The sequence below is a fragment of the Longicatena caecimuris genome, assembly GCF_004341945.1.
Lineage (GTDB): Bacteria > Bacillota_I > Bacilli_A > Erysipelotrichales > Erysipelotrichaceae > Longicatena > Longicatena caecimuris.
This window is the reverse complement of sequence record NZ_SMBP01000002.1, coordinates 165,076-190,803: the sequence shown is the minus strand read 5'-3', so window position 1 is coordinate 190,803 and position 25,728 is coordinate 165,076. Positions and strand designations below refer to the sequence as shown.

Sequence of the window (25,728 nt, the reverse complement as noted above, 5' to 3'; positions counted from 1 at the left end):
CTTACATTAAAAGAGAATGCAGAAGAGAATGTTATTAAGGTATATTATGTACACAAGAAGACTTCTGTAACCGTAAAATATTTCTATGATGATGTGGAAGATGAAAGCCTAAGAGAAAGAATTGATGATTTGGAAGTAGGTTCTTATTTTGGTGGGTATAAGGATAAGAAGAAAGAACATTATTCCTTTGCGGCAGTACAGATCCCCGAAAAACTTGTAGAGGATGAGAAAGCAAATGTCATTCATGTATACTATACAAGAACAAAAACAATCGCGAAGGTACAATACTTTTATGATGGAAAGCTGGATGACAGTAAGACAGAGATCATCGCAGATTTAAAAGCAGGCGATGTCGTAGAAACCTATCCGGAAAAGAATAAAGAAGGGTATCACTTTGTGAAGAGCGAGCACTTGCCACTAACGTTAAGTGCTATAGCGGCAGAGAATGTCATCAACATCTATTATGCAAAGGATGAAGAAGATAGCAAGACAACTTCAGTTACTGTGAAGTATTACTATGATGGAGTAGAAGATAAGAAAGCGTCCTATCGAGTAGACGAATTAGAAGTAGGTTCACAGTATAAAAACTATGTAGATAAAAAGAAGGAACACTATTCTTTAGCAGAAGTTAAGATACCAGAAAAGTTAGTAGAAGATGCTAGTCAGAATGTGATTGAAGTATACTACACAAGAACAAAAACAATCGCAAAGATACAATACTACTATGATGGCAAGCTGGATGAGAGCAAGACAGAGATCATTGCAGATTTAAAAGCAGGCGATGTCGTAGAAACCTATCCGGAAAAGAATAAAGAAGGGTATCACTTTGTGAAGAGCGAGCATTTACCACTAACGTTGAGTGCTATAGCGGCAGAAAATGTCATCAACATCTATTATGCAAAGGATGAAGAAGATAGCAAGACAACTTCGGTTACTGTGAAGTATTACTATGATGGAGTAGAAGATAAGAAAGTGTCCTATCGAGTAGACGAATTAGAAGTAGGTTCACAGTATAAAAACTACGAAGATAAAAAGAAGGAACACTATTCTTTAGCAGAAGTAAAGATACCAGAAAAACTAGTAGAAGATGCTAGTCAGAATGTGATTGAAGTATACTACACAAGAACAAAAACAATTGCAAAGGTACAATACTTCTATGATGGCAAGCTGGATGAGAGCAAGACAGAGAACATCGCAGATTTAAAAGCAGGCGATATCGTAGAAACCTATCCAGAGAAGAACAAGGAAGGGTACATATTTGAAAAGGTGGAGAATATACCATTGACCTTAGGTGAAGATGCAAGTAAAAATATCATCAAGGTATATTATGTAAAGAAAAAAGATACTGAACCAACACCACCCAAAGAAGACCCACAAAAACCGGCGACGCCAAGCAAACCAACTACAGAAAAACCAAAACCAGAAGATGAAGTACAGACAAGTGATACAAGTCAGCGAACATTATGGATCATAATGGTATTGTTAAGTGGTGGTGCTGTATTGGCATATGGTTTAAAACGTAGAAGAAAAGAGCATTCATAGGTTATAAAAAGGCAAATTTTGCCTTTTTATAATGCAATAGAAGTCGCTGTCTGAGAAAATCATTCTTTTGTCTTTCTACATTGAAAAGGCTTTAACAAAGCGTTATAATAAGGGTGTGTGTAATATGCAAGGAGGAGAAATTTAATGAAAGTAATTAAAGTTAAGAATTACGATGAAGTGAGTGCAGAAGCATTCAAGGTGATGAAAGAAGTAGTAGCAAATAAACCCGAAGCTGTTTTAGGCTTAGCTACTGGAAGCAGTCCAATCGGTCTGTACGAAAATATGATCAAGGATCATAAAGAAAATGGTACCAGCTATGCAAAATGTCAGTCATTCAATCTGGATGAATATGTAGGTATTGACCGTAACCATTCCCAAAGCTATTGGACATTTATGCATGAAAATCTGTTCCATGGCATTGATCTTCCAGAAGATAAGATTCATGTTCCTTATGGAAATACAAAAGCAGATTGTGAAGGCTATGAAAAAGCAATGGAAAATGTCAGTGTTGATATTCAGGTATTAGGTATTGGTGGAAATGGACATATCGGTTTCAATGAACCAGGTACACCATTTACTGAAGAAACGCACATTGTTGACTTAACAGAAAAAACACGTTCTGATAATGCTCGCTTCTTTGAAAATGATATTAATAAAGTTCCCACACAGGCAATTACCATGGGTATTGCTACTATCATGAAAGCTAAGAAGATTCTGTTGGTTGCCTCTGGCGCAAATAAAGCAGATGCCGTTGCCGCAATGGTAAATGGACCAGTAGATCCAGCATGTCCAGCATCTGTATTACAAAATCATCCGGATGTTGTCGTTATCGTTGATGAAGAGGCTGCAGCTAAATTATAAGATACATGGGGGTTCTTGATGAAGAACCTCTTTTCTTTTTCTATCTGTTAAACATTTACTTTTTTTATGTTTGGTCTATAATGGAGAATGAAAGTGAGTGAGGATATGGCGATAAAATTGATAGCGTTAGATTTAGATGGTACCTTGTTGACAAGTAAAAAAACCATTGATGAGGAAACGAAGAAACGATTACTAGAAGTGCAAAAAATGGGAATCAGTATTGCGATAGCGACAGGACGTGATAAAGGTGGAATCGACTTTGTAAGTAAACCTTTGCATTTGGAAGAAGGGAAAAATTTCGTTGCTGGTGTGAATGGGCAGATCATTTATGATTTTGCAAAAAAGGAATATTATGTAGATGGCGTTTTTGGCGCAGAAGATGCGAAAAACGTTATGCGTTTGGGAAAGAAATACGATTTTGAAGTTATTAGTTGTTGTGGCTATGATAACTATGATTTCATCAGCAAAAAGTTAAAAGCAAAGAAAAAAATCCGCAGCTTACTGTTTGGTGCACCAATGGATTATGGCTTTAATCAAGGCAAACGACGCTTTTTACCTATTCAGGATTGTGAATATGAAATCACACAGGATATAAATAAATTCGTTTTGATTCAAACTGCCGCATATTTTAAAAAGCATTTGAACAGTATTCGCCGCGAATTAAGTGATTATGACATACTCGAAGTCGGACCGGCATGGATCGAGATTATGCCAAAGGGTGTTAGTAAGGGAAGTGCTTTATTGAAAATCGGTAAAGAAAATCATATCTCGCCAGATGAAATGATGGCCTTTGGCGATGCCGAAAATGATCTGACCATGTTTCAAAGTGTCCGTTATGGAATCGCAATGGGGAACGCGATGGAATCGTTGAAACGTTATGCATATGATGTTACGGATACCAATGATCAGATGGGAATTGCGAAAGCATTAGATAAATATATTTTTTATCCTGCAAGGGCTAAAAAATAGTTTGGTAGATTATAAAATAAGGTCCTATTAGAGGACCTTATTTTATGATATCGGCTGTTTGAGCGTGAATAAGTGCTGTCAGTTTTCTTGGTTCCATGGCAATCTGATAACCAATCTTGCCACCGCTAAACATGATCGTGGAAAAAGCTAAACAACTTTCATGCAGGAAGGTTCGATAGCTTTTTTTCATTCCAATAGGAGAACAACCTCCGCGGATATAACCGGTTATTTTATTTATATCCTTTACATGAATCATTTCGACAGCTTTAACATTTGCTGCCTTTGCGCACTTTTTCAAATCTAATTCCTGTGCCACCGGAATCACAAAGACAAGATATTCTTTGGTATTGGCAATGGTCACTAGCGTTTTAAACACCTGATCGGGATTTTGTTGAAGTAACTCGGCAACATGTGTACCACCGATAGCTTCTTTGCCATGGGCATAAGTAAATACTTCATAAGGTATCTGTTCTTTATCTAACAAACGCATGGCGTTGGTCTTCTGCAATTTCATTGATATCCCTCCATTGCCAGTAGTATAACACTTTTTTGCAAATGAGAAAAGTAATGAAATTCATCGTAAAATGTGTATAATGAACATAGATGCATCTTATGCTGGGAGGGTGTTTATGACAATAAAACTAATCGCAATGGACATGGATGGCACTTTATTACGCAGTGATAATACCATTTCGCAAAATACCAAAAATATATTATTAGAAGCACAGAAAAAGGGAATCATCTTAGCTTTGGCAAGCGGGCGCAGTTATGCTAAATTATTACCGTATGCACAACAGCTACAGATGCAGAAATATGGCGGCTATTTGATTGAGGTTAATGGTATGGCGGTGTATGATCTGGCACATGCGAAGCGTCATGTGGATGGACGGATGCCAAAAGAAAACGCTCAAGAAGTATTTACCTATTTCTCAAAATGGAAAGTAGAAATCATAGGAAATATGGATGAGGGAATGTATGATTATAATCCACCGGCTTTATTGGAAGAAAAGAAAGCGTATCGCAAATTGCATTCTTTGCCAAATGATTTTCCATGGACCGGAGGAGCATTTGAATTTATGATGGATAATCGTCAAGGTTATCCGGATTTACGCTATATTCATGCAAAAGAAGAGATTATGGAAGATGTAAATAAAATATCCGTAACTTATTGGCCATATGTCATGAAAGAAGTCGCTAAACGGGCGAAAGAGGATTTAAAGGACCGTTATTGGATCGGTTTAACAAGTGATAAATGGTTAGAAGTGATGATGCCAAACGTGACAAAAGCATATGGATTAAAGAAATTAGAAATGCTTACCGGTATCAAACTGGATGAGATGATGGCGATTGGTGATGGGGAAAATGATATAGAAATGCTGCAGATGGCTGGGCTTGGTATTGCCATGGGAAATGCGATGGAGAATGTAAAGAGAATTGCGGATGATGTGACGGCTACCAATATGCAAGATGGAATCGTGGCCGCAATTCATAAGCATTTGGGCATTTAAATGCATGAAATAAAAAAAACATGCTATACTGTAAACAGTTGGAGGTAATGACTATGAAAATTATAAACAAATCTGAATTCGATTCGGTAATTGCACAAGGTGTTGTCTTAGTTGATTTCTTTGCGACATGGTGCGGCCCTTGTAAGATGCTGTCTCCGGTATTAGAAGAAGTCGCAAAGGAAGTAGAAGGAAAACTGGATATTGTAAAGGTAGATGTCGATCAGGATGGTGAATTGGCAATGCGTTTTGGCATCATGTCAGTTCCTACTATGATTATTTTTAAAGATGGACAGCCAATGACACAGCTACAGGGCTTTATGCCAAAAGCACAGTTAATGAATGAACTCAAGAAAGTTATCTAAAAGAACATCGTTACTATTAATAGAAACGGAATTCTTGTACGATCTGTTGTTTAACATGGATCTTACAGGAATTCTTTTTTTGCCTATGTGTTTCTGCGCTTACAGATTAAGCTAAACGACAAAATTTACATGGTGATGGAAATGAAATGATATTATTTTCATGTTATATGAAAGAAAATGTCATATGTTTGAAAATATTTGTTGACAATTACTTTTCTTCCGTGTACAGTGAAACACAAGATAGAAAGAGGGTTTGGGACATGGGTACGATCATCAATGTAATAGCTGTTGTTATCGGTGGCGGTATCGGATTATTTGTGAAAGGCGGTTTGCCTTCCCGTATGCGCGATTTGTTGATGCAAGCTCTTGGGCTTTGTACAATGTTTATAGGGATTAGCGGTGCTATCAGTGGCATGATGAAGGTAGACGGGGCAACGCTTATCTCCGGTGGAACTATGCTGTTAATTTTTTCTTTAGGCATTGGGGCATTATTGGGAGAAGCATTACGACTAGAAGATCGTATGGAGGCATTGGCAGAATATCTGAAGAAGCTAACTAAATCCAGTGATAGCCGCTTTGTGGAGGGTTTTGTCAGTAACAGTCTGATTATTTGTGTGGGGGCTATGGCAGTCGTTGGGGCATTACAGGATGGTTTGCTTCATGATCCTACTATGTTGATCACAAAAGCTATTTTGGATGGCGTTATCTCCATGGTATTTGCTTCTGCATTAGGCATCGGTGTAATTTTTGCGGCCTTGCCATTACTCATATATCAAGGAGGTATTACCTTACTGGCATCCTTCATGGCGCCTATTTTTTCTGATGCTTTGATTCAAAACTTATCTTATGTTGGATCGGTATTGATCTTTGGTGTCGGTATTAATTTGTTTTTTGGCAAACAGATACGTATCGGCAATCTATTGCCTGCGTTATTGGTGCCGATATTATATGAGCTGATGCAGCTTATTTTCTAAATTATATCTATACAAAGAAAAGAAGTACCTGAGGGATGGTACTTCTTTTCTTAACTCAAACTCAATTTTGAAAGGGAGAAAGTATGAATAACTTTGAGGGGAAATTTAGTCATACTTCTAACAGGAACTCCTTCCTGTCAACTATAGTATAATAAAAGGATGTCAGACAAGTTTCGTTGAATCATGTAAAAATATGTGAGAAATTTTCTGGAAAAAAAGAGGTAGGTATTCTTTCTTTTAGCAAATCATAAACAAAAAGGCGTTGTACCTTTTTCCTTTAATTTATGGAAAAGAGTAGTGTGATTTGTCATTTGGAAAATTGGTCATATCTATAGGTAAGGTAAATCCTTTTGCACACACCTAGTATAATAAAAAGCCATCATATCCATAAGTTATAAATTTGTGATGAAAGAATTTGGTTAAAACAAAAATCTATAATCTGCTCATCCTAATACTTTATGAAGTTTATAAAAAGCATATGCCTTATAAAATAGAACATCCAACAAAAAAGACGTTACTTGGGGAAACGTCTTTTTTGCTTGATAAATTATAGTATATTAAATGGAAAGGGAGAAAGTATGAATTTTTGAGGGAATCATCATACTTACCGCAGGAGGTCATATCCCTTCCTGCTGACTATAGTATACAAAAAAGATGTGAGATAAGTATGTAAGGAGTATGGAAAATTATGTGTAAATCGCATTGTTTTTCTTTGAATTATGGGAAACTGAAAAGAAGGATCGCTTATTTGCAACGGAAAGCCATGTTTTGATCGGCCTTCCATCGTTTGATTTTAGGTCTGACTTTTAAGGGTACATCATAGCAACTGCGGTTTTTTCTATTCGTACTATGGAAATAGGAAGGTATGAAGAATCTTATGTGATGTTCTGCTGGCTTTACAGATAACTTTTTTTATCTATAGCGATGAGGCTTTGGCTAGATAGACATCTCTTGCATAGGATAAAGAAAAGAAACGCGAACTTAGGGGGAAGCTCTCGTTTCTTTTCTTTAAATTATTATGTTTTTGAAAGGGAGAAAGTATGAAATTTTGAGGGGAAAATATGTCATACTTAGCAGGAGGTTAGTTCCTTCCTGCTGACTATAGTATAGTAAAAAGTCATCAGATAAGTATGTTGAATCTGTGGTAAATTATGTGGAATCCAACCATGGTTATGTGATATCATGTTACCATGATGGGGAGGTGTAAAAAATGATAAGTTTTTTGAATTTAGATAAAGAAAAGATACTTACGGCGGCGAAACAGCAATTCCCTCATGCCTATATTGAGCAGGATGATGTTGATTTTTATCTTCCGGATATTGAAAAAGGTGAAATACAGATCATGTCTGTAACATATCCGGTTTATGTCAGTACGCATTATGCATATGAAGATAAGATGGTAAACGGCAATAAAACGCGTTATAAAATACCTTTATCAATCATCTATACAAAGCAGGATGCCTATGAAATTATTTATGACAGCCGTGATATTTGTTATGTTGCTTATGAACAAGAGAATGCCATACAATTTGTATTATATGAAGATTTTTATGATTTCATAAAGGACCAAATTACGATTTGTGAAAAAAAATGAAGCGTCTGACATAATTCGACAAATCTTTCTATTCGCTATATTGTATACTAACGATGGCAGTGAGAACTGCTACTATGCGTAAATAATCCCCGAAGACTATCCCTATTTACGTATTGATCATTCTATCCCCTATAGTGAAGAAGACCCTGTTTGTCAGGGTCTTCTTTATGTGGTGTGCCAGGTATGGGACATACTAGGTGGTGTGAGAGCTTGGAAACTCAATTGTTTCCTCCTACTCAATTAGATATTGATAAAAGGGAAGGACTTGCATAGATATCAAAAGGTTAATCAACGAAACATCCTAATCCGTCATAAACCAGTTGTAATATTGCGTCAATTCAGATACATCAATATCAAGTTCTTTTAAGAAAGCGTAAAAATCATCATGCAATTTTTTGCCGTGTTCTTCATCCTTTTGATCACAGATGGATGGATTTTTTTGTTGCTTGCCACCTTCAATATCATACATGCATACCTGCTGTTTATGATTAACGATGGACATGGCAGAATCATTGGTTACATCAATGGTATATTGATTTTTTGATAACGTATCCATATACGTAATGCTGGACAATTTACCTTTTTCATTCGTTAACGTTATTTTTGTATTGAGTTTTATAATTACCATACCGATAATTTTATCTTCCGAGCCTTTATAGCCTGTTACTTCATATCCTGCATTTTCTAAACGGAAATCGATTTCTTCCATGGAAGGGCTATCGTTGGAAGAACAGCCGGCCATAGCGAAACACAGTAGCCATACAGCCAGTAATTTTCGTAATTTCATCTGATTATCTGGTATATCTGAATAATGACGCATCTAAGCAGTCATTCTTACAATATACGCTTCCTTTCTATCAACCTTTTTAACCGTGGTTGATGACGGTTATTGGTATTTATATAATGTAATTGGGGATGAGTATGCGTATCATCTGCGGTTTTAACGCTTTCATGTAAACTTACTCCTCTTTAACTATAGCACATCTTTGTATTTCAGGAAAGAGGTTACATTTTGATACATATGGGAGATATGCGAATAGTTAGGTCTTTTTTGGGTAGTATGTAAAAGAAATGAATTGACGGTGTGAAACAACATGTGATAAACTTAGTGAGTTATCGCGTCAAGTGAAAGCTATCGCGAATGATAGAAAGAAGGTAACAATGACAACATTTAATGAATTACCAATCAGCAGCGAAATTATGAAGGCTGTTGAGGAAATGGGATACGAAAATGCAACCGACATTCAGGCACAATCCATTCCATGCATTCTGGAAGGAAAAGATGTGCTGGGTCGTTCTAATACAGGAACAGGTAAAACAGCCGCATTTGGTATTCCAGCAATCGAAAAAGTTATTCCTGGAAATAAGTTTCCCAATGCACTGATCATCTGTCCAACCAGAGAATTAGTGACGCAAGTCGCAACTGAACTGCGCAAGTTTTCCAAGTATAAGGAAGGTGTAAAAATCGTTCCGATTTATGGTGGTCAGCCCATTGATCGCCAGATTCAGCTGTTAAAACGCGGCTGTGGTATCGTGGTAGGTACACCAGGAAGAATTATGGATCATCTAAATCGCCGTACCTTGAAATTGCAGGATGTCAACATGATCATTCTGGATGAGGCAGATGAAATGCTGAACATGGGATTTAAGGAAGATATTGAAGAGATTCTTTCTATGATGCCGGCGGATAATGAGCATCAGACAATTTTATTCTCAGCTACATGGCCACAAGCGATTTTAAAAATCACCGAACAGTTTCAAAAAGATCCTGTACGTGTAGAAATTAAATCTTCTCAGCGTACGATAGATACTGTGGAACAGATTTATTATGAAGCACCACGAGGCAAAAAAGCGAATGCCTTGCGGGTTCTTTTAAATCATTATGATCCTGATCTGTGTATGATCTTCTGTAATACCAAAAAGATGGTAGATGAATTATGCGAAGAATTAAATAAGCATGATATTAAAGCGACTTCCTTGCATGGAGATATGAAACAAGAATTCCGTAGCCGTGTAATGGAACAATTTCGTAATGGGACAAGTCCTATCTTGATTGCGACAGATGTTGCCGCAAGAGGTATTGATGTAGACGATATTGATCTGGTTGTAAACTTTGATATTCCTCAGGATATGGAATATTACATACACCGGGTAGGGCGTACGGGTCGTGCCGGTAAAAAAGGACTTGCTATCACATTAATCAGTGGGGGAAAACAGCGCGGTGCTATCAAAGATGTCATCCGCTATACAAAAACAAATATCACTCGTCATGCCCTGCCAACCAGTGCTCAAATGATGGAAGCGAATCGTAATGCTTTTATTGCTAAAGTTAAAGAAGCTTGCGATGAAGGAATCACGGAAGAAAGTATAGAAATTGCCAATGCTTTGATGGCAGATGGCATTGCCCTTGAAAATATCATCAGTGCTTTGATTTCTATGAACTATAAGAATGAGGTCATTGATATTGAAGAAGAAGAAAATGTAAAACGTTATGCATCAGATTTTGATGCCATCACATTGAAATTCTCCGTAGGTCGCACCCATGGCATTCAACCTGGTAACATCGTGGCGGCAATTATTGAAGAATGTGGCATGAGTCCGAAAGCGATTGGACGTATTGATGTTCGACCAAATTTCTCTTTGGTTGATATTGCAGCAGATAAAGTAGACATTGTGTTGAATAACATGCAGCGTACGACCATTCGTAAACAGGAAGTCATGGTTGAAATTGACAGTGCGCCAAAACGCAAGACGAATCGCCGTGATGGGGCAAAAAATAACACTCGTGATGCATCTAGACGAAACAATCGTCATGCTGGGGATGGTTCCACACGAAGAGGAGCAAAACGTCCTGGAAATCATGATAAGAGTGTTCGCAAAAGTGCAAAAAGGAAAGCAAAGTAAAGAAAGATTGTTAGAGGCATAGTGCCTCTTTTTTTTATATAAGTAGTGGTATCTCAATTTCCCATTGTTTTTACGGTTATCGTTAGTACATGTAAAGAAATAACATGAAAAGGGCTTGTTTCTGTAAAGATATTGAAAATATTATAAAAAAGGAGAACGTATCGCCTAGGTTCTCCGAAGTCATTTTTCTTATCAAGTTATCTTGTTTCTATAGAATCGTCGTTAGCATTCGGGTGTTGGGATTTTGTAATAATTGTACGATGTGGATAAGGAAAATCAATGCCCTCAGCATCAAAGCGATGCTTGATGGCAATTCTTAAATCAGATAGTAAAGCAAAGCCTTCCGCATTTGACGTAGAATAAACCGTTGTTCGCAAAGTAATACTGGAATCGTTAAAGCGTATCAGACGGACGATGACGGGTTCTACACCGGCCGTAACTTCATCTTGGCTGCGATGATCCAAAAAATTAGGGTGTGCCATAACTTCTTCCTTGATGATGCGCATTGCTTTATCCATATCACTTTCATAACTAATATCCAATTCTAAAAAGTTTCCTTTGGTATTGTCATTTAAACTAACGTTTTCCAATACCGCTTTATTCATAACACTGTTTGGTATGATCACCTTGGTGTTTTCATATGTTTGAATGACAGTATCCCGTAAGGAAATATCAACGACATAGCCTTCATATTCCCCTTGATTGACCTTAACCAAATCCCCGATCTTGAATGGTTTAAACGTTGTGATCAAAAGACCATTTACAAAATTCCCCATAGCCTCTTGTGCCGCGAAACCAATCACAACCGCAATGATGCCGGCAGATCCCCATACTTTGCCCAGTACGCTTTCAAATGGTGTTAATAGGGATAAACAGCCATAAATAGCAATGGTATATAACGTGATTTTCACTAAGCGCATAACAAATCTGGTATTTACTTTAACATGGCGCTTAATAGAACGATTGATAAGACGTTTTAACAGATAAGCGCATACTAGAAAACATAACATGATCATTAGGGTATCTAAGAATCCATATTTAAACACAGAGCCTTTGCCCCATTGATTGATTTCATGAAAAATGTCCATGTGACGCCACCTTTCTATAACAAGATTATCTTATGTCAGATTGTATGCTTTGTCAAAGAAAAAGAAGTGGATCATAAGAGAAAAACGTCAAAAGCTGATAGTGAAGAGGCAATGTCAGAAGAATATGGAAATGTAGAGGATGATTGTCGAAAATATCTAAGTAAATAAGTGGAATTGTGTGATATTATTGATATAAATAAATTTTCAGATATAATAAATTTTAGATAAGAAGGTGTCTGAAGATGAACGTTAGAAGTAAGATATTAAAAATCCGAAATCTTCCCACAGATGGAGAATTGATTGACCATATCAACGCAAAACCTTATCTGTTTATCTTGGTTTGTATTGCGATAGGCTTAGCATTGATGTTTACGCGTCTATATCTGATTGGTATCGTTATTACGTTCATGTTTTTATATTATCTGCTGTTTGTGAAAGATGTGACGTTGATTGAGTTTTATGATAAATATGCCATCTTTTATTTAAATAATGGCAAGGATGAATGTTTCTTGCTGTTTTGGGAAGATGTTGAAAAATGGAGTATTAGCAGCAGTCGCAATGATCTGGATGTACTCAATATCGTATTGCGTAATCAGGAAAGCATTGCTTTAAAATGTTTGGGAAGAAAAAAGGTGGCACGTTACTTTGTTACGTATGTGTCCACTCCCTGTGAAAAAGCCATAGGAAAGCAGCATGCATTGTAATGTTGCTTTTTTCTTTACGGACGATATGATATAATACACTGTGTTTGAGAGGAAGATGGACATGGATACTTATCATGAAATCAAGATGCAGGTGAAAACGCAGTTAAAAGGGCATTTCCTATTTCTATATGGATGGCTGCTGTTTGTTTCCTTACTAATAGCGCTCATCCAAAATGTTGGCGGTTTTTTGGGTAATGGGTTAGGAGCAACCTTGCTTTCTTTGGCATTATCGCTGCTTTGTGTAGTGGTCAATAATACGATGCTCTTTCTGTTTATTCAAAGGGTCAGAAGTTTACGTTTCCGCAAACAGGATATCCGCTATTCTTTTTCTAAGGCCGGTGAACAGATTGTCATTGGTTTATGCTTAAGCTTGTTGCAACTGTTTTTGCAGATAGCTGTCAGTGTATGTGCCTTTTTACCAATCTTATACATGCTGGTATCTGCGTTTCTCAGCCTGTTTTTCGTCTATTGGTATGCCTGCATTGCCTGGCTGATCTATGATCAGGATACACACATTAAAGATTTATTCATAAAACCATTGCACATTATGAAAGTACAGGCATCCGCCTTATTTTGGGCAGGTGGTTTCTATGTGCTGTGGAATATCCTATCGCAAATTGGTTTAAGCATGGTATTAAAGCCATTTATCAAGGAGAGCGATTCCTTAGAACAGGCTTTGTTAACACTTGTTCAGCAAGGGGCAGATCATATGGAAACGATCTGGCTGTTATTAGCATTTTGTATTGTGTATTTCTTAGTACAATATGTAATACTTGTCGTGCTGTATACCTTTTTAGCAAATGTATATGAAATGAGCAGAGAACGCTCGTAATAAATCTGATAGAGAAAAATGAGGTAAGGATATGAAAGCATGGAAAGAATTTATGGAATTTACAAATCTTAAAGGACAAGTAAAGAATTTTGTCATGCTCTTAATGCTGACTAGCTTTTTGTATTGTTCCGTATATACAATTTTGGCGAATTTCATGTATTGGAATGGAAATACCCTATTATTTTATGGGATTTTATATGTGTTAGTCATTGTTTCTGCTTATGTGTACATGCTGGTATTGTATCAGTTTCTAAAGAAAAAGCGAGATGATGATTTGCGTGTGGATATGAAAGCTTGTCGCATACCGCTGATTATGACCCAAAGTGTGTTTTTTCTATTGATGGCTGGGGGCAGTTTTGTATCCTACTTACTTATGGAAAATCAAGATCTGGCGTTTTTACAATATCTGTTGACACCAATCTTGCTGCTACTGCTTATGCTTTATATTCCCTGGCAAGTATTTGCTATTTTGGAAATACTAAATGGTAAGAAGCATCCCTTGCGCATATTGAAAGATGCCTTGCTGATTATTTTACGACATTATCAATCCGTCTTTTACTCATTGCTTGCTTTGGGAGCAATCGCTGCCATATATTATAGCTGTATGGATGCGATGTTTGAGATTTCTATTTCATTGGTTCCGGCAACGGCCGTTATTGATATCATGACACGAGCAAATCCTTTTTTACAACTGTTTACGTTAATGGCAAGTGTCCTGGATAATGTGAATATTGCGATACCGGCAATACTTTCTCTACTTTATGGCATAATCATGTGCATTGCTTTAAGTTTTTATTATATGGTCTTAATTTGTATTTTTGATGATGATATTCATGTATAAGCTTGTGACATGTTGAAATAGGAACATACTATAAGGTAAAGGATGATGAATGGATGAATGAAGTATCTATACCGATCGTTATTACACTTCAATTAGACGATACGTATGTGACCTTGCGGATACATTTCTTACGCAAGGATGATCAGCCTTATTTGCTTATTCAAGTAGAACCGCTTTGGAATTAGCGGTTTTTTTAAATGATGATGTGGAATTTGCCTATCTTTTCGAACGGTACATAGAACAATTTCTGGGCGGGCTCATATACTAGAATGTATAAGGATTGGATTGCTTATATACGATAGGAGGATGAAGATGAGCAAACGCTTAAAGGAAGTCTTGGCAAACAGGCTGCACATTAGCTTTCTTGAAACGATAGAAAATGATCCCTGTGATTTTGTAGGAACCATGCGGATTACAGTAAGAGAGCAGCAGGAAGATGGAACGCCATGGCTGCATGAAACGACGCGTCATGTCAAACTTTGCGATTCACAGGACGTATGCCGTGAATATGATATTCCCATTGATGCGCAAAGCGGTACGGGCAGTGTCGTAGTGGAATATGTGGAAGGAGTACAGTTGGCTTTAGTACAGGTGGATGAAAATGGCCAACAGATGTTACATGAAGACGAATATGCCATCACCTATAAACTAGATGGTGAAGAAAGTGACATGGATTATATCAATTTTGTTTTTGACGAGAGATCAAGCGAAACAAGAGAAGTTGAAATTATCAATCGTCGCATTCCTTTAACATCATTGCATATTGAAAAAGTAGTGCTGGATCGTGATGGCTGCCGTATGCCAATAGATCCGCAATGGGAATTTCCAATACGTATCGTGGATATGCGAGGATGTGAACAATGCTTCACTTTGAATGTGGAAAACCAATTTCACATCGTCATTGAGCAACTGCGTGTGGGAAATCGTTATACAATTGAAGAAATGCCACAGCGAGGCTTTTCTGTCAGTTATAGCTTTAACGATGTGGCGAATGTCGATAATGTCTTTGAAATGACACAGGGTGAAAATCATTTGCAAATCATCAATGCCCAAAGTGATACGACCAGCATAACCATTGAGAAATACATTCGCAGCACTTGCGGTGAATTATGCCGGCCAAATCGTTTTGAAGAATTTCAGGTCCGTATTATCGCCTGGAATCAAGATCGCATCATTCGTTTAAATGAGCGAAATAATTTCTGTGTCACCTTATTCGATATGGAACCGGGCTATTATGATATTACGGAAATCAGCGATAATGCCAGCTATGAGGTCAGTTATATCGTCAATGGGCGAAAAGAAACAAATTATGCCAATTTAGAATTAAACAGCTGTGAGGAAGCATCGGTGCTGATTATTAACACCGATCCTGATAATACCTGTAATCCACAACAAGAAAGTCCTCTTCGCATCTGTAAGTTTATTCGTCGCTGTGATGGTTGTATCACACAGCCGGATAAGAAGGACTCTTTCAAGGTCATGTTGTGTGGTTGTGGTCGTAATGATACCTTCTTATTAAATGCCAATAATAATTTTTGTGTCGATGTGGCAGATCTTTGTGAAGGCTGTTACGAGGTCGTAGAATGTTCAGATAAAGATTACATGACGACCTATCGTGTGAACGATGGACCAGAGCGTACCAGTGCCATTGTTGATATCATGTGTGGAGGCTGTAACAGTGTTGCGATTATCAATGAAGAACGCAATCGGGGCAGTGTGAGTATTTGTAAATATGTCCGTAATGCCAATGGTGATTTGGTAAAGCCTCAAAAAGATGAGTGCTTTCAAGTCTCACTGAGCTCTTATTTCTGTAAACGTGATTTTGAATTAAATGTTGATAATGACTGGTGCATGAGCTTTTGTGATCTGCGTTTTGGAGGCTATGAAGTCAGAGAATGCAGTGATTCAGAGTATCAGGTACAATATCAGGTCAATGGAGGGAAAGAATGCAGCAGTGCGCGTTTTGTGATTGATGATTGTTGCGACAACGAGGTAAAAATCATCAATTCTATGCGTACTTGCAGCAGCGGTATTTTAAAAATTTGTAAATATGAAGAAACCAACAGTCAAGAGCTGGTAAAACCAAGTCAAGATGAAGAATTTTGTGTGGAAGTCAGCGGTCCTTGTTTCTGTGAAAACTATACCCTGCGCTCTTCCAATAACTGGTGTATTTTATTAGAAGGCTTACAGCCGGGAGAATATCAGATACGTGAATGTGATTGTGAGAATTATGATGTCAGTTATCTGGTGAATCGTGAAGTGATGGAGGAAGCCTTTGTTTATCTGGGAACCTGTAATCAGGAAGTTTTGATTATCAATCATCGTAAACACAGCGGACGTTTAAAACTATATACCCTTATTCGGGATTGTGATAAAACGACACGTCTTCCACGGCCCAAAGAGGCATTTGATGTTCTTGTGGAAGGTGTTGACACCTGTGTGCATACGACCTTAAAAGCCAGCAATGGTTGGTGTGTATTATTGGATGATCTGGCTGAAGGAGTATATCGTATCATTCAAAAGGATACGATGGGGTATCATGTCAGCTATGTCATCAATGGTGAAGAATCTAATTTTGCTAAGGTGACATTGGGATTAAATGATATTTCGATTGGTATCATTAATCAAGTTAGAGATTGCAGTGGAATGCTAACCGTTACTAAATATGTACAGCAAGAGGATGGAAGTCTTGTCATGCCTTGTCCCCAAGATAGTTTCACATTTGAATTAAAGGGCAGAGGTTTTTCACACACGTACCACCTGAATGAACGCAACGATTTCTGTGTATATTTTGATGATTTAGAAGAGGGACAGTATAGCATTCGCGAGTTATGTGAGGATTATGATGCCACCTATCGCATAAACGGGAAACCGGTAGCCTCAGCTGATGTTACCTTAGGTATGGAAGATATCGGTGTAGATATCATCAATACACCACGTATGCATGGTATGGTATGTATTGAAAAGCGTCTGCGCTGTGCAGATCGTATCATTATGCCAGATCCTGACAGCTGTTATCGTATCTTATTAAAAGGTAAAAACTGTCATGAGATTTATGAACTGCATCACGATAATGACTTCTGTGTCTGTCTTACCAATCTGGCAAAGCAGCATTATGAAATTAGTGAATTAGAGCATGAATGCAAACTGTTTGATATCAACGGTAGTTTACAAGATACCGGCTATTTCCTATATGATGGAGAAGAAAAGCATATCACGCTGATAAATGAAGAAGATTTCATTGGCTGTATGGAAATCAACAAGCAAGTAGAAGATGAAGATGGCACACTGCGCCGCCCACAACGCTGGGAACGTTTTGATGTCATTGTGGAAAGTGAAGAGTATAAACGTAAAATCGTCTTATCGCATGAGAATGATTTCTGTATGCGTCTGTATGATTTGCCAAAAGGTCATTATGAAGTTCGTGAAGCAAATGCGGATCATGTCAGCTATATTGTCAATGAATTGCCATGTGAAAGTGCTGTTGTTGATCTTGATGAACAGGATGTTTGTGTTACAATCATCAATCATGCAATAAAGAAGGGCTGTATTGAATTTCAAGGCTGCATAGATGAGGATGGTACTTTATTGATGCCAAAGCCAAAGGATGAAATAGCAGTCACAATTACAAGCAAACAGGAAGAATATACGTTAACCTTACAAGATGAAAATGAATTTTGTGATTGCTTGTGTGATCTGAAACCACAGGCATATACGGTAAGTGTTCAAGGAAATTACAAGGTGCGTTTTGAAATCGAAGGTCAGGTATTTGAAGATGTGGTATGTATTGAATTAAATGGAGAACATGTTTGTGTCAATGTTGTGGTATCTTTCAATAAAAAAGCGGATATCACCATCCAAAAGCATATCCAGGATGCAGATGGAAGTTTGCAGATGCCTAAGCCAGAGGAGCAGTTTCAGATTACACTGCTGCATAATGGGCGCAAGCAGATGTTTGAACTAAATGCAAAAAATCATTGGACGAAGGTGCTCCAACAGCAGGAAAGCGGGGTTTATGAAATCATCGAGGTGCATGGCGGAACTGATGTTGTCTATCAAATCGATGATGGGGAAGTAAGTAAGCGCGGTTATTTTGAAGTGGGGAAAGACGATGTTACGGTGCATGTAATTAACCGTCAACCAAGCAGAGTGAAATTGCATTTAGAGGCTGTGGTGAAAAATTGTACGCAGGATATCGTATCTCCAAATGCGTCTGATGTCTTTTATATGGATGTGATCAGTCAAGAGAAGAAAAAAACATTCGTTTTAAATCAGGCAAATCATTGGTGTCAAAGTGTGGAAGTCGATCGTGGTGCATATCGTATCATGCAGCAGACAAATGAAGCGTTTGATGAACATTATTATCTGGTAGATGGCGTGCAGCAGCCAAGTGTGGACATTGTGCTGAAACAAAAGGATATGCGTATCACTAGTGTGAATGTAGCCAATTGTGCAAAAGGCACACTGGAAATCAGCAAGGTCATCCGTGATGAAAATTGTGGCTGTTTCAAACGTCCGGATACCGATATGGAATATGAAGTGGAAGTAAGTGGACCAAATGCTTTCCGTGAAGTGTTGACTCTATCTGCCGATAATAAATGGCGTGTGCATTTACAGGATCTGGCATGGGGCATGTATCAAGTAAAAGAGTTGGGTGCACAGGATACGCGCTATATTGTCAATGGCGAAATGGAAAGTGAAAAGGCGCAGCTGCAGATTGCAAATACGATGAATACGGTGAAGATCATCAATGAGACAACGCACCATCAGGGAAGTATTGAAATATGTAAACTGCTTAAGGATGAAGAAGGTTGTTATCGTTATCCGGATGTTGATGCTATGTATTGGATCATGATCAAAGGAGAAACGCATAGTAGCAGGGTATTATTAAATCATGCCAATCATTTTTATGCCAGTGTGCGGAATTTAGAGGATGGCTGGTATGAGGTAAGTGAGGAAAGTGGTCGTGATGTCTTATATGTAGTAAACAATGCCACCCCAAGCAAACGGGCCATGGTGCATGTACAGGGCAATGCCAACACCGTCAATGTTATTAATCCTTATCAGACACAGTTGGGGCGTATTGACATTTCGAAATATATCATGAGTGGTGATTTATTGATTCGTCCAACGAGTGGATCTTTTGAAGTCATGGTAAGGGGCAATGGAGAAGAAAAAACCTTTACCTTGACGAGTGAAAATGACTTTAGAGCAAGTGTAAAGAATCTGCGTCCTGGTACGTATGAGGTGATAGAGCTGCATGGTGAACGCGTTTCATATATCATCAATCGCACACAACATTTGGATGAGGCAATTATCAAGGTAGCAGGCAATCAGACAAGTGTGCAAGTGGTGAACCATGAAAGAGAACATGGCAGTATCACACTTGCTAAATATGTACGTGAGCATGGGGAACTCATACGACCAACCAAAGGGGAATATGTCTTCCATATCTCAAGACCAAATTTCAATCAACTCGTCACACTGAATGAAGAAAATGGTTGGATGGCTACTTTGGAGCATTTAGAAGACGGACAATATGTCATTGCGGAAACAACAACTAGCGATAAGGTCAGCTTTATCGTCAATGGCGGCAGTGAATGTGATTATGGCATCGTTGAAGTAGCGGGAAATAGTAATACCGTACAAATCATCAATACGCGAAAACAGCCTGGCGGCAGTATTTTGATGGAGAAATTTATTCGTCGAAATCATGCTCTTGTAAAACCATCCAATGATTTCCAGATTACCATGCATGTATCCAAACCAGGCTTTAATCAGAACTTTATCTTAAATAAAGAGAATAACTGGATGATTCGTTTAGATCATCTGGAAAATGGTATTTATGTGATTGATGAAGTTGATGCACAGGATGATGTGAGTTTCATCATCAATGGCGGCAGCGAAGTTGCCAGAGCTGTGGTAACGGTTCGCAATAATGTCAATACGGTAAATATTATTGATGCACAACCAAAGGAAACCGGCAGTATCCGTATCGAAAAATATGTCCGCAATCTGACAAGTGGAGAATTAGAATTACCTCCTGCCTCCTTCAGCATTCGTGTTCATGTATCAAAACCGGGTTATAATGAGGTGTTTACTTTAAATGCCGCCAATCGTTTTGCGATTACACTTAGCAACCTGATGGATGGCACATATGTAATTGATGAGGTCGACACAAATGATGAAGTCAGCTTTATCGTCAATGGCGGCAGTGAGGTACGTCATGGCATCGTCAGGGTGCAAGGCAACCGTAATCTGGTTTTGATGATCAATACAAGCAATACGAGTACACTTGGATCATTGACAATTAATAAAGTAGTGCGCAATGCCCAAGGTCAATTGGTCGTCCCAAATGATCATGAACGTTTTGATGTGGATATCATCAGTGATGTATATGAACGTCGCTTTATATTAGATAAGGATAATAATTGGCAGATTCATGTGAATGACTTGCCAAGGGGAAGATATCAGGTCATTGAGCAACTGGCAAAAAATTATCAGGTTTCTTATATTGTAGATAATGAAGAAGAAAGCGAGCAGGCTGCGTTTGATGTTGATGGCACGATGCATACGGTAAAGATTCTCAATACTCGCGCTTCCATCTTATCGACGTTAGAAATTACAAAATTTATCCGTCAGGCAAATGGTACGCTGGTACGTCCAGCCGATGGGGATGAATATGTGGTTGAGGTATCCAATGCTTCCTTCCAGCAGCAACTTCTTTTGAATGGGGGCAATGCGTTCACGTATACACTACGGGATTTAAGTGAAGGAATTTATAATATTCGCGAAATTGATCAGGATGCTTATCGGGTGACCTATCGTGTCAATGGCGGAACGGAAACCGATAGTGCAGCGGTTACCATTACTCCGGGGAAACGCCATATCGTAGAAGTCATTAATGAGCGAACTATCAATCAAAATACAATTGAAGTGTTTAAATATATGTTGGATAATGAGGATAACTATCTACCACCGGCTAGCGGACAGGTTTTCCGCTTTGAAATCATCGGTGAAAATATTCGTGACAGCTATGAGTTAAACGAAGCAAATTCTTGGCATCGTTCCTTGACGCAATATCCAAGCGGCATGTATGAAATTCGTGAGATTGGTTCTCCATATCCTGTGCAATATTTGGTGAATTCCGCTGAATTATTAGATGAAGCACGTTTTGAGGCAACGGCCCAGCGTACCAATATCATCGGTATCATCAATCGTCTGCCTAACGTACAAAATGGAACGATGACCTTAACCAAACGCCTGCGTCAAAAAGATGGTTCTTTGGTCTTACCAACCACGCAAAGCTTCATTATCCGAGTCAGTGGAAATGACTTTGAGCGCATGGTGACTTTGGATAAGGAAAATGGCTTCAGTGAGCGATTGGAAAATCTGGCATATCAAAGCTATACGATCGAAGAAATGTCCAGTCCTTATGCCGTCAGCTATATCATTGATGATGGAAAGGAAACAAGTACAGCCAGCGTGGATATCAATAGTGATGCGACACGCACGATCACCATTATTAATACCCGTAATGATTTATTTTACGATGTTGGCAGCGAGTTAGATGATCTGACCATCGTTATTCAATAAATGAAATAAATAAGGGGATGGAAAAGAATTAAATGATGAAAAAAACAAGCAAACAGGTGGAGAAAGCCTTGCGAATCAGAATGTTTTGAAAGAGAAAAAGAGCAGAGGGGAAGGCTTTTATAAGAACTGATGCATGAGAAATGAAGCATATGAAAAACGAGGATCCATAAGGTTTTTCACATGCCTAAATAACAATATCGGTAAAGGAAAAGAGGATGAAAACGCCTCTTTTCTTTCATTTGTAAATCATTTATTTACAATTTGTGAAAAAATAAGCAACAAACTTTTCAAAGTTGGAAATTTTTGAGTAAGAATAGTTAGAAACTCATAAAAATACAAGAAAATACCTAGTAAAATCACAAATTTAGTTTTATAATATGGGAGTATAAAGTTATGCAAGGAGGAAAACAAATGACTAAGAAATTTATGTCAATGGACGGTAATACAGCTGCGGCTCATTGCGCCTATGCGTTTACCGAACTATCTGCGATTTACCCAATCACTCCATCTTCACCAATGGCTGAAGTTGTGGATCAGTGGGCTACTCAAGGTCGCAAGAATATTTTTGACAGCGTAGTAAAAGTTGCTGAATTACAGTCTGAAGGTGGAGCTGCTGGTGCTGTACACGGTGCATTGCAGGCAGGTACACTGGCTACGACATTTACAGCTTCTCAGGGTCTGTTGCTGATGATTCCTAACATCTATAAGATGGTTGGTGAATGTCTGCCAGGCGTTATCCACGTTGCTGCACGTGCATTAGCTACAAGAGCATTAAACATCTTCGGTGATCACGAAGACGTATATGCATGCCGTCAGACTGGTGCTTGTATGTTGGCAAGCCACTCTGTACAGGAAGCTATGGACTTAGCTGGTGTTGCTCACTTGGCAGCAATCAAAGGTTCTGTACCATTCCTGCACTTCTTTGATGGATTCCGTACATCTCATGAAATTCAGAAAATTGAAGTAATGGATACGGAAGTATTCAAAGACCTGATCGATCAGGAAGCTTTGGCTAAATTCCGTAAAAATGCTTTGAACCCACACACGAACCCAGTTACCCGTGGTGGTGCTGAAAACGACGACATTTTCTTCCAGGGTGTCGAAGCTAGAAATAAACACTTTGAAGCAATCCCTGATATCGTTGCTGATTACATGAAGAAAATCAGCGAGATCACAGGACGTGAATATGCGCCATTTACTTACTATGGTGCTGAAGATGCAGAACGTATCATCGTTGCGATGGGTTCTGTAACAGAAGCTGCAAAAGAAACCATTGATGCATTAGTTGCACAGGGTGAAAAAGTTGGTATGATCAAGGTACACTTGTATCGTCCATTCTCTGTAAAATACTTAACTGCTGTATTGCCTAAGACAGTGAAGAAAATTGCTGTATTAGACCGTACAAAAGAAACTGGTGCTACTGGTGAACCTCTGTACTTAGATGTACTTGCTGCATTGAAAGATACAGATATCGAAATCATCGGTGGACGTTATGGTATGGGATCTAAGGATACGCAGGCATACCACATCAAGGGCGTATTTGATCACTTGAAAGAAGAAAAAATGATCAATGGCTTCACTGTTGGTATCAATGATGATGTAACGCATTTGAGCTTGCCTTGGGATGAAAACTTCCATATCCCTGCAGACTACACTAGCTGCCTGTTCTGGGGATTAGGTTCTGATGGTACCGTTTCTGCAAACAAATCTACCGTTAAGATCATTGGTGATAACACAGATATGTATGCACAGGCTTACTTTGCATATGACTCTAAAAAAGCCGGTGGTGTAACACGTTCTCACTTGCGTTTTGGACATTCTCCAATTCACTCAACATATTACATCAGCAACGCTGACTTCATTTCTTGTTCATTAGACGCTTACATGTTCAAATATGACATGGTCAAAGATATTAAAGAAGGCGGTACTTTCTTGCTGAATACAACATTCTCTAAGGAAGAAATCGTTGCGCATATGCCAAATCGTATGAAAGCACAGTTGGCTAAGAAACATGCGAAATTCTACATCATCAACGCAACGAAGATTGCTCAGGAAATCGGTATGGGTCGTAGAACAAATACCATTCTGCAGTCTGCATTCTTCGCATTGAATGAGCAGATCATGCCATTAGAAACGGCTGTTGATCTGATGAAAGCAGCTGCTAAGAAATCTTACTCTAAGAAGGGTGATGCTGTTGTTCAGCTGAACTACAAGGCTATTGATGCTGGTAAAGACGGCTTGGTTGAAATCGCAGTTGACCCAACTTGGGCTGATCTGCCTTACAACTCAGATCGTAAACTGACTGGTGATGAATACTTCGATAACCATGTCGCAGTTATCAACGGTTTGGAAGGATACGATATGCCAGTATCTGCATTTGCAGGAGACTTCTTACTGGATGGTTCTATCCGTAATAATGTAGCATTTAATGAAAAACGTACAATTGCTGTTCAGGTTCCTACTTGGCATCCAGAAAACTGTATCCAGTGTGGTATCTGTAGCTTCGTATGTCCTCATGCAACGATTCGTCCATTCTTATTGACAGATGAAGAAGTTGCTAACGCTCCAATGGAATTCAAGACAATCCAGGCAATGGGTAAAGGTGTTGAAAACTTGAAATACCGTATCCAGGTAACTCCTGCTAACTGTGTAGGATGTGGATTGTGTGCTGTTGAATGTCCAGGTAAGGGCGGTAACAAGGCTCTGGAAATGGTTGATATCAATGAAAAACTTGATCAGGAACCATTGGCAGATTACCTGTTCAAACAAACAGAATACAAAACAGAATACTTCCCAACAGATACAGTGAAGGGTTCTCAGTTCTTGATGCCTTACTTTGAAGTAAGTGGATCTTGTCCTGGATGTGGAGAAACTTCATACTACAAACTGGTTTCTCAGTTATTCGGTAAAGACATGCTGGTTGCAAACGCTACTGGATGTTCAATGATCTACTGTTCTTCAACTCCATCTACTCCATTTGTAAATGATGCAAACGGTGAAGGTGTTGCTTGGGCGAACTCTCTGTTCGAAGACAATGCAGAATTCGGTTATGGTATGGCATTATCTCAGAACTACAAAGAAGCTCGTATCTTGAAAGCTATGGAAGACAACATGGAAAATGTTGAACCAGCTCTGAAAGATGCATTTGCTAAGTATCTGGAAGTTCACGGTGATCGTGAAGCGGAAAGAGCAATTGCTCCAACGATTAAAGAATTGGCTGCTAAATCTGACATTCCAGCTGTAAAAGAATTGGCTGAAGTTGACTTAGTAAGCAAATCTATCTGGATCGTCGGTGGTGACGGATGGGCTTATGACATCGGTTACGGTGGATTAGACCATGTATTGGCAAACGATTTGAACGTAAACGTTCTGGTATTAGATACTGAAGTTTACTCTAACACAGGTGGTCAGTCTTCTAAATCTAGTCAGGCAGCTTCTATCGCGAAGTTTGCAGCTGGTGGTAAGACAACAGCTAAGAAAGATTTAGGACAGATTGCTATGGCATATGGTCATGTATATGTAGCTGCTATCTCTATGGGTGCAAATAAGGCACAGACACTGAAAGCAATCAAAGAGGCAGAAAGCTATGATGGACCATCTCTGATCTTGGCTTACTCTCCTTGTGCTGAACACGGTATCAAGGGCGGTTTAGCTAACCACCAGAGAACACAGGCGAAAGCTGTAGAATGTGGTTACTTCGATCTGTATCGTTATGACCCAAGAAAAGAACAGCCTTTGACAATCGACTCTAAAGAGCCTGATTACGATAAGATGTTAGACTTCATGATGACGGAAACACGCTACTCTCAGCTGCCTAAGCTGAAAGGCGAAACAGCATACGAAATGTTTGAAAAGACAAAGAAAGATGCTATGAAACGTCATAAGAGATTACTGGCTATCGCTAAAGAATCAATGTAAGAAACTTGTAAAGCTGGCACAAACGTGTCAGCTTT

The 25,728-nt window shown here is 38.6% G+C and carries 17 protein-coding genes; 14 read left to right on the top strand and 3 right to left on the bottom strand.

Annotation, left to right across the window (positions count from 1 at the left end; all coding sequences use genetic code 11):
- The 3 genes from EDD61_RS13715 to EDD61_RS02370 all read left to right on the top strand — a co-directional run.
- Positions 1-1,542 (top strand): hypothetical protein (locus EDD61_RS13715; RefSeq protein ID WP_207900942.1); only part of this gene is annotated, 1,542 nt, incomplete at its 5' end.
- A 144-nt stretch (positions 1,543-1,686) separates the two neighbouring features.
- On the top strand, positions 1,687-2,403 hold the full coding sequence (nagB, locus tag EDD61_RS02375) for a glucosamine-6-phosphate deaminase (protein WP_008687305.1): 717 nt from the start codon (positions 1,687-1,689) through the stop codon (positions 2,401-2,403).
- Between the two features lie 105 nt (positions 2,404-2,508).
- On the top strand, positions 2,509-3,372 hold the full coding sequence (locus EDD61_RS02370) for a Cof-type HAD-IIB family hydrolase (RefSeq protein ID WP_008687306.1): 864 nt from the start codon (positions 2,509-2,511) through the stop codon (positions 3,370-3,372).
- A gap of 37 nt (positions 3,373-3,409) precedes the next feature.
- Here EDD61_RS02370 and ybaK read toward each other — a convergent pair whose 3' ends face one another.
- Entirely contained in the window at positions 3,410-3,886 is a 477-nt protein-coding gene (gene ybaK, locus EDD61_RS02365) for a Cys-tRNA(Pro) deacylase (RefSeq protein WP_132223725.1), read from the bottom strand.
- Positions 3,887-4,001: 115 nt separating this feature from the next.
- Between ybaK and EDD61_RS02360 the strand changes: the two genes are divergently transcribed.
- The 4 genes from EDD61_RS02360 (at position 4,002) to EDD61_RS02345 (ending at position 7,810) form a co-directional block, all read left to right on the top strand.
- On the top strand, positions 4,002-4,880 hold the full coding sequence (locus tag EDD61_RS02360; protein ID WP_132223722.1) for a Cof-type HAD-IIB family hydrolase: 879 nt from the start codon (positions 4,002-4,004) through the stop codon (positions 4,878-4,880).
- 53 nt (positions 4,881-4,933) lie between these two features.
- On the top strand, positions 4,934-5,242 hold the full coding sequence (gene trxA, locus EDD61_RS02355; RefSeq protein ID WP_132223719.1) for a thioredoxin: 309 nt from the start codon (positions 4,934-4,936) through the stop codon (positions 5,240-5,242).
- Between the two features lie 260 nt (positions 5,243-5,502).
- Positions 5,503-6,216 (top strand): DUF554 domain-containing protein, encoded by a 714-nt coding sequence (locus EDD61_RS02350; protein ID WP_132223716.1) that lies wholly within the window; start codon positions 5,503-5,505, stop codon positions 6,214-6,216.
- Positions 6,217-7,426: 1,210 nt separating this feature from the next.
- A complete protein-coding gene (locus EDD61_RS02345; RefSeq protein WP_008979322.1) occupies positions 7,427-7,810 on the top strand; it encodes a hypothetical protein in 384 nt (127 codons plus the stop codon).
- Positions 7,811-8,111: 301 nt separating this feature from the next.
- On the opposite strand, the gene EDD61_RS02340 is transcribed toward EDD61_RS02345, so the two are convergent.
- A complete protein-coding gene (locus EDD61_RS02340; protein ID WP_226896986.1) occupies positions 8,112-8,597 on the bottom strand; it encodes an SECRET domain-containing protein in 486 nt (161 codons plus the stop codon).
- Between the two features lie 374 nt (positions 8,598-8,971).
- Between EDD61_RS02340 and EDD61_RS02335 the strand changes: the two genes are divergently transcribed.
- Positions 8,972-10,714: a DEAD/DEAH box helicase gene (locus EDD61_RS02335; RefSeq protein WP_008687315.1), complete on the top strand. Its 1,743-nt coding sequence runs from the start codon at positions 8,972-8,974 to the stop codon at positions 10,712-10,714.
- A gap of 197 nt (positions 10,715-10,911) precedes the next feature.
- Here the strand turns inward: EDD61_RS02335 and EDD61_RS02330 are convergent, their stop codons facing one another.
- Complete coding sequence (locus tag EDD61_RS02330; protein WP_008687316.1) at positions 10,912-11,802, bottom strand: mechanosensitive ion channel family protein; 891 nt, start codon at positions 11,800-11,802, stop codon at positions 10,912-10,914.
- Positions 11,803-12,044: 242 nt separating this feature from the next.
- Here EDD61_RS02330 and EDD61_RS02320 point away from each other — a divergent pair, with 242 nt between their 5' ends.
- The 6 genes from EDD61_RS02320 to nifJ all read left to right on the top strand — a co-directional run bounded on the left by EDD61_RS02320 (position 12,045) and on the right by nifJ (position 25,693).
- A complete protein-coding gene (locus EDD61_RS02320) occupies positions 12,045-12,506 on the top strand; it encodes a hypothetical protein (RefSeq protein WP_008687317.1) in 462 nt (153 codons plus the stop codon).
- A gap of 61 nt (positions 12,507-12,567) precedes the next feature.
- Positions 12,568-13,338 (top strand): hypothetical protein, encoded by a 771-nt coding sequence (locus EDD61_RS02315; RefSeq protein WP_008687318.1) that lies wholly within the window; start codon positions 12,568-12,570, stop codon positions 13,336-13,338.
- Between the two features lie 31 nt (positions 13,339-13,369).
- Entirely contained in the window at positions 13,370-14,179 is an 810-nt protein-coding gene (locus EDD61_RS02310; protein WP_008687319.1) for a hypothetical protein, read from the top strand.
- Positions 14,180-14,232: 53 nt separating this feature from the next.
- Positions 14,233-14,364 carry a hypothetical protein gene (locus EDD61_RS14145; RefSeq protein WP_008687320.1) on the top strand — a complete coding sequence of 44 codons (132 nt, stop codon included), beginning with the start codon at positions 14,233-14,235 and terminating at the stop codon, positions 14,362-14,364.
- A gap of 127 nt (positions 14,365-14,491) precedes the next feature.
- Positions 14,492-21,775: an MSCRAMM family protein gene (locus EDD61_RS02305; RefSeq protein ID WP_132223713.1), complete on the top strand. Its 7,284-nt coding sequence runs from the start codon at positions 14,492-14,494 to the stop codon at positions 21,773-21,775.
- Positions 21,776-22,186: 411 nt separating this feature from the next.
- The gene (gene nifJ, locus EDD61_RS02300) at positions 22,187-25,693 is read left to right on the top strand and encodes a pyruvate:ferredoxin (flavodoxin) oxidoreductase (protein WP_132223710.1); all 3,507 of its coding nucleotides are present in this window, start codon (positions 22,187-22,189) and stop codon (positions 25,691-25,693) included.
- Positions 25,694-25,728: the final 35 nt, after the last annotated feature.